12 protein-coding genes and 1 pseudogene are annotated in these 9,423 nt (G+C 39.1%); 1 reads left to right on the forward strand and 12 read right to left on the reverse strand.

What is annotated here, in order from left to right:
• Positions 1–23: 23 nt before the first annotated feature.
• Positions 24–1,097 (forward strand): annotated as a pseudogene (locus FEK46_RS22540) (tyrosine-type recombinase/integrase); the annotation flags it as partial.
• Positions 1,098–1,178: 81 nt separating this feature from the next.
• On the opposite strand, the gene FEK46_RS22545 reads toward FEK46_RS22540, so the two are convergent.
• The 12 genes from FEK46_RS22545 to FEK46_RS23510 all read right to left on the reverse strand — a co-directional run bounded on the left by FEK46_RS22545 (position 1,179) and on the right by FEK46_RS23510 (position 8,284).
• The gene (locus FEK46_RS22545; RefSeq protein ID WP_135560389.1) at positions 1,179–1,889 is read right to left on the reverse strand and encodes a phage baseplate protein; all 711 of its coding nucleotides are present in this window, start codon (positions 1,887–1,889) and stop codon (positions 1,179–1,181) included.
• Positions 1,890–1,922: 33 nt separating this feature from the next.
• Positions 1,923–3,755: a hypothetical protein gene (locus FEK46_RS22550; RefSeq protein ID WP_135560388.1), complete on the reverse strand. Its 1,833-nt coding sequence runs from the start codon at positions 3,753–3,755 to the stop codon at positions 1,923–1,925.
• Between the two features lie 14 nt (positions 3,756–3,769).
• On the reverse strand, positions 3,770–3,973 hold the full coding sequence (locus FEK46_RS22555) for a hypothetical protein (RefSeq protein ID WP_000452041.1): 204 nt from the start codon (positions 3,971–3,973) through the stop codon (positions 3,770–3,772).
• Positions 3,974–4,059: 86 nt separating this feature from the next.
• Positions 4,060–5,088 (reverse strand): major capsid protein, encoded by a 1,029-nt coding sequence (locus FEK46_RS22560; protein ID WP_135560387.1) that lies wholly within the window; start codon positions 5,086–5,088, stop codon positions 4,060–4,062.
• A gap of 18 nt (positions 5,089–5,106) precedes the next feature.
• Positions 5,107–5,469: a hypothetical protein gene (locus FEK46_RS22565; protein ID WP_000582638.1), complete on the reverse strand. Its 363-nt coding sequence runs from the start codon at positions 5,467–5,469 to the stop codon at positions 5,107–5,109.
• Positions 5,466–5,678 (reverse strand): hypothetical protein, encoded by a 213-nt coding sequence (locus FEK46_RS22570; RefSeq protein WP_135560386.1) that lies wholly within the window; start codon positions 5,676–5,678, stop codon positions 5,466–5,468. The genes FEK46_RS22565 and FEK46_RS22570 overlap by 4 nt, the downstream gene beginning before the upstream one ends.
• Before the next feature lie 328 nt (positions 5,679–6,006).
• A complete protein-coding gene (locus tag FEK46_RS22575; RefSeq protein ID WP_044722981.1) occupies positions 6,007–6,345 on the reverse strand; it encodes a hypothetical protein in 339 nt (112 codons plus the stop codon).
• Between the two features lies 1 nt (position 6,346).
• On the reverse strand, positions 6,347–6,757 hold the full coding sequence (locus FEK46_RS22580) for a hypothetical protein (RefSeq protein ID WP_001129165.1): 411 nt from the start codon (positions 6,755–6,757) through the stop codon (positions 6,347–6,349).
• Between the two features lie 129 nt (positions 6,758–6,886).
• Positions 6,887–7,165, reverse strand: a complete 279-nt coding sequence (locus FEK46_RS22585) for a hypothetical protein (RefSeq protein WP_135560385.1) — start codon at positions 7,163–7,165, stop codon at positions 6,887–6,889.
• An 11-nt stretch (positions 7,166–7,176) separates the two neighbouring features.
• Positions 7,177–7,866: a transcriptional regulator gene (locus FEK46_RS22590; RefSeq protein ID WP_135560384.1), complete on the reverse strand. Its 690-nt coding sequence runs from the start codon at positions 7,864–7,866 to the stop codon at positions 7,177–7,179.
• 51 nt (positions 7,867–7,917) lie between these two features.
• Positions 7,918–8,085, reverse strand: coding sequence for a hypothetical protein (locus FEK46_RS22595; RefSeq protein ID WP_000005056.1), 168 nt, complete (start codon positions 8,083–8,085; stop codon positions 7,918–7,920).
• A gap of 22 nt (positions 8,086–8,107) precedes the next feature.
• Positions 8,108–8,284: a hypothetical protein gene (locus FEK46_RS23510; protein WP_021543225.1), complete on the reverse strand. Its 177-nt coding sequence runs from the start codon at positions 8,282–8,284 to the stop codon at positions 8,108–8,110.
• Positions 8,285–9,423 lie beyond the last annotated feature (1,139 nt).

Here is a 9,423-nt window from a genome sequence, read left to right on the forward strand (position 1 = left end):
GGAGATAGCGGGTCAAGATCACTCCTGTAAACAGCACAATAGAGAACACGCTGGAACTGTTACGAAGTAAGGCTAAATACGCCAAAACAGCTACCAGAATGCAAGATACAGCGTCTTCGTGTCCGTCATTGCTTAAAATTCTTGAAATCTACCTGACAATTAACAGCACGAAGAAGAAGCCAGCCACTTTAGCTAAGGCAAGAAAAGCGGTAGAGATGTTTCTCTCCTACCGTAAAAAGCCTGATATTGCATTGCAAGATGTGAGCCGCACCACTGTTACAGGCTGGATAGAACGCATGCAAAAAACCCTTTCACAACAATCAATTGCAAATTATATCAGCCCAATGGCCCAGCTATGGGAGTTAGCTTCATCACGTTACCACGATGCGCCAGAAAGGGCGCTCTCCCCCTGGCGAGGGCATAGGCTTGATGTGGCACAAAGTAGAGAGAGCTATGAGGCATTTTCTAACAAAGAGCTATTGCAGGTGTTGCAAGTATTTTCCGGTAATTCAGCAGAAAACAAAGAAATGACGGCTTTGTGTCTTATCGGTTTATATACAGGTATGCGGATCAATGAGATAGCAAGTCTCACAATAGACGATGTGAAAGAGATCGAAGGTGTGCTGTGTTTTGAAATCACACAGGGAAAAACGAAAGCTGCGGCACGTCTTGTGCCTGTACATAGCCTTATCACTCCGTTGGTGTTATCTCTTCGTGAAAAGCCTCACAATGGCTTTTTGTTCTATCACGCCAGCATTACAGAGCGTGCTGATGGTAAACGTTCCACGTGGCACACGCAGAGATTTACAAGAGCTAAACGAAAGGCTTTAGGGGAAAAGGGAACAGAAAGGAAGGTGTTTCATTCTCTGAGACACGGAGTAGCACAGCTTCTTGATCGAAATCAAATTCCAGAAGACAGGATCGCCCTTCTCCTGGGCCATACACGCGGCAATACAGAGACATTCCGCACATATAGCAAGAATGCAGCTTCTCCAGTAGAGCTTAAAAAATATATTGAGCTTCTACGCTACCCTGAAATAGAGAAAGGCTTATCAATCAATAAAAAATCAAATTTAAGGCGTAAAACAACGCCATAGACGCAATAAAGAGGCTTCAACATAGATTGGTAGCCTCTTTTATAATTACATCGTTACAGAGCGTTTTAGAGGCGTTTACGGCTATTCCTGCTTAAAGGCAGGAGTAATAGTGTCTTCACCTTCACTTGTTTTTTCAGTGTTAACACGTTTTTTCATATTAGCCCCGATGTTCTTAGATGGCTGTGTTTTGATAGCTACAGTGTTTACAGTGCCATAAGAAACTAATCTGATTTGCTCAAATTCCAAATCAAATACCAGAGATTCGCTTGCCTCTTCTGTGTATTCGATGCCTGTTAAAACAACGTTCTCAAAAGTTTTATTTTCTGTAACAAGAAGAAAAGGCTGTCTACTGTCCATAATCTGATTCAGGTAGTCGATAGCTAATGATCTTCTGTTCCCGTTCACCCCTGCACTCTTTAACAAGCCAGGATCGCTTTTAATCGGTGTTTCAGAGATACGCCCTTTAAGAGCAAACTTATTATTCTTAACTTGAACGTGATCCGATACATTAGCTCCATTTTCTACAGGATAGCTTGTGACATCTGCCGAACGTCTCACGTTCACATCGTCAACACTGTCAAAGGATAACGCCATATAATTTTCATAAACGTCACTTACAGAAGATGCCAGCCCACTGGTGACAATAGCAAATCCATTTTCTCCTTTTGTTTTATTAGCTTTGCTATTTTCGTTTTTTGTAGAGTTTATATCTTGTTCTGCTTTGTAAACAGCCTGAACGTGTTGTTCTGGAGTATTTGCTGCACGTATGGTTAAAATTCCCGCCGTCGCCATAATAATAATTTCCTTGTAATGTTATGGCGGGAATTACCCGCCGTTAGATTGTCCTGATAAGCTGGTTAATGTTAATGATTTCAAGAAGATATCCCGACTTGCTCTCGCTGTAAAATCCACATAATCACTTAATCTGGACGTGTCAGAATTAATAGTAAGCGGAACCTCTGTTACCACTTCAAACGTTGGATTCAGATTAAACACAGGAGATAAATTATAAGCCGGAGTTGTCATTGCAAGATTATTTAAAGCACCCTGTTTGAGATTGGTTATCGGTGCTTCATTGACTGACATTTTTACATCTGACACAGAAGAATTATCATCAAAAAGCAATCCCTTAATCGTGTTAAAGAGAGAACGACTATTATCAGGTGTAGTTGTTGCAGTGCCAGCGCCTTTATATTGGTCAGGAACGAGGTTAGAAAGATTCTGTTTCATTCCATCGTTAGATAGTGGCGGTGCATCACCCATATTTTTCTGAATAGCATCTGTCTTATCATCATTACGATTAAACCAGTTTACAATCTTCATAATGGCTTCAAAGAGACTTCCTGTAGCTTCTCCCAGCTTCGTAAAATACGGAGTGAGATTAGAAAGGTTTTTCATAAACTCTTCCGTTACTTTTGGATCAAGAGATTTCATAAAGCCGTCTACGAATGCTACTTGTCTTGCATCAGAAAGCTGTGAAAGCTGTCTGTTTAGTTCTCTGAATTTAACAATAGAGTCTTGCTGTGTTTCTGTTAGCCATTGTCCGGCGGCTTTTTGCTGGTTAATGCTTTCTTGTACATCTTTAACGGAACGTTGCCAATATTTTGACGTAAGCATCAAATCATCGCCCAGGTCTTCTAAACGTTGTCCAATTTGGGAGTCTGAAAACCCTTTTTTCATCATTCCATTAACAGCCTTAGAAATTAATCCGGCTGGATTATCAGCAAATTTTTTAAGGTCGCTTTTGTTAATAACACCGATGTTTAGAAGTTCATTAATAGCGTTATCACCGCCTTTCCATTCAGATTTTCCTGTTTTCTTATCTTTCACTAATTCAGCTTCACTATAGGATTTTGCGGCACGTTCCCTAACATCTTTCATCTGATCCAGGTATTTCCTAGCCCCTTGATCACCCATCATAGAGTCGATCCCGTTTCTATAGGCCCATTCTGTAATATTATACATCTGGTTAACGTCTACACCGCCAAGCCTTGCACGTTGAATTAGCTCGCCTTGTGTTTCAGCATTCGCAAAGCTGTTAGCCATAAATTCAGAGGTTTTACTAACAGCCATCACGCCAGCAGCAGCCGTAGCGCCTCCAAATAACAGAGCGCCCATAGTGGCGGCATTCCCTGATCCTCCTCCCTTAACGGGGGCTAATTGAGTTTTTCTATTGCCATTAATCTTACGTTGTTGCTGTTGTAAGCGTTTCATCTGGCTATTCATACGTGCAAGCGAGATAGCCCCTTGCTCATATTGTTTCGCTATCTCTCTAGCCTGTGCAATAGCTTTGTATTGTTCCGCTACAGAGAGGCGGTGCAATGCACTAATGCTTGATCCAACGTCTAACAGTTTTAAGTTTGCCTTCTCCTTACGTGCTGCTATTTGTTGCTGTTGCCTTGCCTGTGCTCTTGCTGCGGCAGCTTGTGCTCTTTGATTTTGCTTTTCTGTTTTAGCTTTCTGTTGAGCAATCTTGTCTACTTCGCTTTGTGCTTTCTTATAGCCTTTAGTGACACTATCAAATCTTAATTTAGCTGGCTTGATGTTCTCTGCGAATTCCTTTAAGCCTGTAATAGAGTCTTTCGCTTTTTTCAAGCTGTCTTTATCTACAGTAAATGTTACTGTATTTTTAATCTTGGAAGTGTTAATTTCTAACATTTAAAATCCCCTTATTAATCATTTTTACCACCTTCTTTGCTTAAGAAATGGTGTAGAGCCTGATCAATACTCTCGTTTAATCTGAACATACGGGCTTTTACGCCTTCATAGGGAACATCTAAAAGAGAACATAGATATTTCAGATTTAACAAGCCTCTAGAATCATTAGCATCTAAATGTACGTGTACACCATTTTTTGATTTCAAAATCACTTCCATATTTTAATCACCTCTCAAAACTTAAAAAATAAATAAAAAAAGGCGAAGCGTGAATACACGCCACGCCTCTATTACACGTTAAAATATTATTTAACAGTGATTTGAACGGAGAAGCCAACGCCGTGGTTTACCACCATCTGGCTATTCTCTGTAACAACGTTAACAGCATCACCACGAGAAGATTCATAGCTATAGCTATACACCTCAGCAGGAGCGGCATTAATCAGTTCAAAAGTGCTGGAAGCAGCCCCGTAAATGTTCTGATATACGTTAGAGCCTTTAGCGAATTTAGGCACAGCTACAGCGTCTGCGGTCATATGTGCCAGGTGTAGCGGATCTACCAGTTTAACAACATCAATGTTAGTTCCTGGAATAGTGAACGCTGTCACTCCTGGTAGCAGGTCACGACGCTGATACACAACGTTCCCCTCTTCCAGTGGGCTTACATACTGGAATGCGTTTGCCATACCAGCAGAGAATCGAATTGCAGAGAAGGCTTCCGGCTTACAGAAAACAACAATACGCTCTACAGCAGCCGCCTGGCTTTGTGCTTTTTCGATAATGTCAGTAGCAATCTGATCAAATTCTTTAAAAATCTTCGTGGTGTCAGTGCTGGAGGCGTTAACAGTGGCTTTCATAGCTGATACGTTAAACAGCTTGCCCCACTCAATTAACACATCGTCAGTTTTAGGCGTGTAAGTTTTGCCAGAGAACAAAGAAGCCGCCAACACGCTCTCTTTTGTACGCTGATACGCTACGTGGTGTTTAGCAACATAGTCAGCATAGATATCAGTAAGTGTTTCCTGAAAATCAGTGCCAGGCTTACGCTTGCCTTGAACATCAGAAGGACGGATCACATCCTCACGAAGAAAATACGGGATTTCAATCAGCCATTCTTTACCTTGTTCTCGCTTAGTAACATTGTGTTCAGAACTAAAACGGCTTGTCTCTTTGTTAAAGAGAGATTCGTTGCTTTCGACAAGCTGGGAAACAGCTACTTTATGAGAACTAACGCCCACCGGATCAGTGAAGTCGAGGGTAGAGAGCAGAAAGTTACGCGTGCTGTGTGTCTGGAAAAGCGGAGCTAAATCAACGTAATCATTACCTAGAATCATTTATTATTATTCCTTTTATTAAGAAGTGAAAACCGTGTTAAAGCCTTCAAGCTGGAAGCCTTTTTTAATTAATGCTGTTTTTGCTGCTTCACTTACAGCATTCAGCGCATCAGCTTTAATGCACACAAGGCCAGCATTGCTACGTAGCACATCTACAGGCTTGTTTTCTCCTGCCGTTACAAATTCACTCATAACAACATAGATATCATCTCCTGATTCATATTTAGCGCCCGTGCTGGTGATCAAGTCTCCGCATTCAACATCAGCAGGAAGAGAAGCAAAAACCTTGCTTTCTACAGAAGCAAACGGATCAGTACAGTAACTTACAATATCTGTGAAAGTCTTTCGAACTGGAAAAAGAGTGTCTAAATCAATAATCATTTAGTAATCTCCTTAGCTTTTAATTTGATTAATTCATTAAGGGAAGGTGTAGACGGAGAAGAAGGAGAAAAATATTTTTCAACACATCTTTCTACTTCCTCGACAGAACACCCAGCGTATTTAGCTACCATTTCGGTAATTTGTGGAGTAATTCGCAGCATTTCATCTTTATACTTGATGATTTGCTCTTTATCATTTAAGAACAACATTTATATAAACCTTGTTACCTTGTTTAAAGTAAGAAATACAACTTTTAAGTTGCATAACGGGCAAAATAAAAGGCAGCATTTAAAGCCGCCTTTGTAATTACCCTATGTTATGCACACTCCAAGATGTATGCATAACAAAGGAAAAAAGAGGTATGACACAGTATTACTTAAGGAGGAGAAGCGGGGAGCGGAGATTTTACTCCCCTTTAACGACAAGAAGAATTTTTAATATCGAACCAATAAAGGAAAAATAATCACCCCTATATAATTATATTAACATACAATATATGAAATGTCAAGATATTTTACAACTTTTTTGTTGCTTTTTTTATTCTTCTGTGATAGCAGCGCCTAAGCGTTGTGCGAGTTCAACAAGGCCATCCCCTACATAGCGAACATCAGATTCAATATCTTCTATCCAGTTTGATAGCTCCCATATCTGATCGGCTGTCAGATATGCGTTTTCGCGCTTACAGAGCATCTCTACACGCTTAGAGAGGTGCTCAAAGGCATTCACAGCTAAATCCCAGTGTTTAAACGCCTCATTTAGTGCCGCTGGCGTGTTTTCTTTGTATGCTTCAAGTTCAGCGCGGTTTAAAGGCAGGAGGTAATCATCCTCATAATAATTAATTAGTGAGTAAATTGTGTCATACGTGTTTTTGTTCATATTAAAAGTCTCCATAGTGATCAGCATTATCTAAAATCTGGAATTCTGGAACTAAATTATTTAGGCCATTGGTAGCGAGATAACCAACGTAGTGATTATAATCTTCAAATCCTAAAATCTGGTATTTGCGTAAATCAGAGCTATCAACGATATACTCTTTTCTTTTCCTGGGTTTCCAGAATACGCCAGGTGTTGAAGATAAGATTTCTTGTAAGGCGTTAAATTCATCTCCACAAGGCACAGAGGGAGAATGTTCTATGATCTCTGTTTTCCATTCGCCAGGGGCGCTATTTTGCTTGGTGAGCGTAACTAGCTCTTTAAAGTCTTTGCGTCTTAGAATAGATTTAGGTTTACTTAGAAGAGAAGCTGAATCACCGATCTTCTTAACAACGTTGTTTTTTCTTTTTGCCATTTACTTTTCCTTTTCTTTTAAAGGAAAACACCCCGAAATATGCTTCTAACGTGAGAAAGAACAATAACCAATACATAGCTACTATCATAATAATGTTTTCCTTTTATATTTTAATTACATAGAGAGATTTTAGAGAGTGGAATAGATGAAGTCTATTTCTTTATCTAATCTTTTGAGATTGAATGTAGAGAAAGATAATTCTTTAATCTCTATAACACCGAAATCTGATAGCTGTTTCAGCCAGAATTTTAAACCAGCTTCAGAGCAACCTGCTCGATGTAACACATCGCTATATTTTAGCGGTGTTGGCTTTCCTTTATAGAGGTAAGCAAGTGTCTCGTAGATGCGTTTTCCTGTGTCATTACACTGAATTCTGTCTACTTGATTTTTTACTAAATATTGAATCATAACCCTCCTTATTAAAATGGAATATCAAAGTCTTCATATACTTTGGGATGTTTCTTAGCAAAATATGCCTCAATACCATTTGGTCGTTTTAGCCCGTATCTACAAGCTAGTGAATTTGCAAACTCAATAAATGATGCTCCTCCTGTTCTTGTGTGTTTCTCCTGGATGATAAGAGAGGCAAAATTCTTTAACACATCCTCCTCATTATCATTAGCTACCTTTTCACTTGATGAAACAGGTGTTTCTTCCATCTCCCAGGGTAAAGGCGTATCCCAATCATCAAGAGCATCAAAAGAAGGCTGTTTATGGCCTTTAGGTTGTTCCTGTGCTTCTTCTGCCTCAGAAAGATCAGAGAGTGATGATTCTCCTGGGGGAGTAATATGTGCATCTGTGAGAGGGAGAGCATTGTAAATCAAAGATGAAATATACGGATCAGGATGTGGGGATGTTTCTAATAATCCCATCTCTTTAAGATCGTTTATCTTACGTTTAATTGTTGACGCTGAAGACTTAAAAATCTTAGCTAATGTTTCGTGACTTTCATAACAATTAAGGTTGTTTTCCTGATAACTAAGGAATCGAAAATAAAGCACAATATGTAATAGATCTAAATCTTTTCCTTGAGGGAATTTATCAGAATAAATCTTTGATACATTATCAAACGTGTCATAGTGTTTTGTAAAAGTTAGTTGATTAATCATTAAAAATCTCCTTATAAATCACGCTTAATGCGCTACTAAAGTGAATGAGGATCACTTACCCTTTTTTTGTTTGATGTTCTCTGCTGCTTCAGTAATGATTTCTAACATCAAATCACTGACCATAATTTGCCTTTTCTTGGCTTCAGCAAATAAAACCTTGAAGATTTCAGGGTCAACGTGTAGGTAAGTGCGCGGAATTGGTTTCTTAGTTTCGCTCATAGTTTTCTCCTTCTCTTGTCTATTATTCTTTCTCAGCTTTACGCAGTTCATCAATAATTTTCAGTGCATCGTCAAAACATTTTTCACGCTCTGGATAACCACAACGGCGAGCGGTGTTTCTATACATCCTTACTTTAAAGCGGTTGATCTCACCACGTTTCCAGGCTTCTACTACATCCTGTGGAGTAAAATATTTCATTAATTAGCCTCCTTATTCTATTTGGTTAAAAGAAAAAACACCTTGCAAGCCTTGGGCTTCAAAGTGCGGTGCATTGGTTTAATTATTTAGAGGATAAGAATCTATTCCTGTCCCCTCTAATTCCTATTATTGCACAGAAAGAGACGTTTGTCAATACCCCTTCCGAAAAAAATCGATCTTTTTCATGCACTTACGAGCAACTCGTGCTCTTCTGTGTAGTGCCATTCTTCATTATTGTCTAAAACGCGTTATAACGAGATTTTGATAAAAGCAATACATTCCCTTATGTAATGGCTGTTTAGCTCGCCAGAGGCTTATTTAAGGGGCTTATTTTGTATTTGTTAGGTATATGAAAAGGTAATGGTAGATATAAGATAGAGAGTCACTTTATAAAAACGCTCTGTAAAGCTCTGTAGTGAGCTTATTATATGTAGACAATGCGTTTCCATTCCCTACCCTGCTTAATGCTGTTAGAGAAGCATTTAGACCCCTTATTTTTAATTAATTAAAGTATCCTCTATACATTCCTGTTATGAAACACCTCTGAATCCTTCATAAAACACATTATGACGCAAAGAACACCTTTTCTAAGGTGATTCCCTTCCTGAATGCTGTTTCTTGCGTCAGAGAGCTACACAGAGCTTATAAAGCTATTATTAATAATAAAGTAGATAAAGTAAGTAAGATAAGTAAGAAGATTAACTAAGATAGATAAGATTAATAAGATCAGAATTCTCTTTCGGTGTCGCCTCTGGCTTTTCCACCGAAAACAATTACACGACTACAGAGAATAACGAGAGTTATTAAATGTAGGAGGGTAATTAAGAGTTAGAGAGAGTTAACACGTAAGCAATCAGTATGATTGGTTAGGTGATTACTCTTACTGCGCACAGCGCAATAGTATTTCTTCGTGGGCGTTACCGCCACGATAGTTACACGAAGAAAGTAACGCTTTGCTTTCGGTGTGAGCGGAACGGGCCAGCCAACGTAGCCCAAAGGTAGCGGAGTAAGGCTGCTTGCCAGGGAGTGAAGCTAACGCCGGAAGGCAAAAGATCATATATATAGATATAAAGAATATTATTATTATGATCTAATTAATAATCTAATATAGTTTTATTTGTAGTGGCATAGTAAATTTG

The organism is Escherichia sp. E4736 (assembly GCF_005781225.1).
GTDB lineage: Bacteria > Pseudomonadota > Gammaproteobacteria > Enterobacterales > Enterobacteriaceae > Escherichia.